At 74.0% G+C, this 1,490-nt stretch carries 1 protein-coding gene; it reads right to left on the bottom strand.

What is annotated here, in order from left to right; all coding sequences use genetic code 11:
* On the bottom strand, nucleotides 1-1,479 hold a 1,479-nt coding region (locus C5O18_RS09455), incomplete at its 3' end, for a DNA internalization-related competence protein ComEC/Rec2 (protein ID WP_105193378.1).
* Between the last annotated feature and the right edge of the window lie 11 nt (nucleotides 1,480-1,490).

Here is a 1,490-nt window from a genome sequence, read left to right on the forward strand (position 1 = left end):
ATCCAGGCGCCGCACACGCTGCCAGCGCAGGTACGGCAGCACCACGCGGCTGCCGGCGTCGGCGCGCGGTCCCAGTGCCGGTCCGGTGTCGTAGAGCAGGTCGTGGTGCGCGGTCTGCACATGCACCGCCAGTCCCTGCCCGGCATCGAGCACGGTCAGGCGCAGCTGTCCGTGCGCCAGCGGCGGGTGCGGCCAGACCACCGCCAGCAGCGGCAGGACGGCCAGCGCACGCCCGGGCAGGGCACGCGGCATCAGCAGCAGGGCCAGCGCCAGTGCCAGCCACCACGGCGTGGCGCCGGGCAGGGAGAACTCGGCCCAGGCGCCGGGCAGGCCGGCCGCGAAGTGCAGCACGGCATCCAGCCCGGCCATGAGCCACACGGCCATGCGCCAGGCCATGTCGCCGGCGGGCGCGTGCAGCGGCTGCAGCAGCAGGCCGAGCATGGCCAGCGGCACGACCGCGAAAGTCACCCAGGGAATGGCGATCATGTTGACCGGCAGGCTGACCCAGGACAGGCGCGCGAACAGTGCCAGCGACAGCGGCATAAGCCCCCAGGTCGCCAGCCACTGCGCCCGCAGGGCGGCGCGCCAGCCGCCCTCCTCGCCCGGCGCGAGGCCGCCGGCCATGAGCAGGGCCACAGCCGCGAACGACAGCCAGAGACCGACGGCATGGATGGCCAGCGGATCGACCAGCAGCACCACCGCCAGCGCCAGCAGCAGGATCTGGCGCCCGGCGAGCTCGCCCGGCAGCCAGCGCATGAGCACGATCACGCCGAGCATGAGCAGGGTACGCTGCGTCGGCAGTTCCATGCCCGCCAGCGCGCCGTAGCCGGCGGCGGCCAGCCATCCGCCGAGACCGGCGATGCGGCCGGCCGGCTGCCACAGCGCCAGCCCGGGCACGCGCACCCAGCAGGCGCGCAGCAGCCAAGCCACCAGCCAGGCCACCATGGTGATGTGCACGCCCGAGATCGCCACCAAGTGCGTGATGCCGGTGCGGCTGTAGCGCTCCCAGGCCTCCGGGGAAATGCCGACGCGGTCGCCGGTGAGCAACGCCAGCACCGTGCCGGCGGCCTCGGGCCGATCCGGAAAACGGGCCAGCAGACGCTGGCGGATGCGCCAGCGCAGGTCATCGAGCGAATGCCCCGCCGGCGCCAGGCGTTCGCCGGACGCGGCCCAGCCGGTGGCGGCGACACCTTCCTGGTGCCACCAGCGTTCGGCATCGAAGCCGCCGGGATTCTGCGTGCCCTGCGGGCGCTTGAGACGAACCTGCAGGCGCCAGCGTTCGCCCGGGCGCAATGGCACGTCCTGACGCCAGCTCAGCTGCCAGCGGCCGGCCGCCGGCAGACAGTCCGGCTCCGACAGGGACTCGGGGCGGAAACGGAAGCGGACCCCCAACGGGTCCGCCGGCTCGGGCAAGCCCTCCACTACGCCCTCGGCCAGCAGCGTCACCCCTTCGCAAGCCGGCGGAATCCAGTCGCGCATCTGCTCGCGCG

Origin of the sequence: Amnimonas aquatica, from assembly GCF_002943415.1 — a bacterium.
Taxonomy (GTDB): Bacteria; Pseudomonadota; Gammaproteobacteria; order Pseudomonadales; family Moraxellaceae; genus Perlucidibaca; species Perlucidibaca aquatica_A.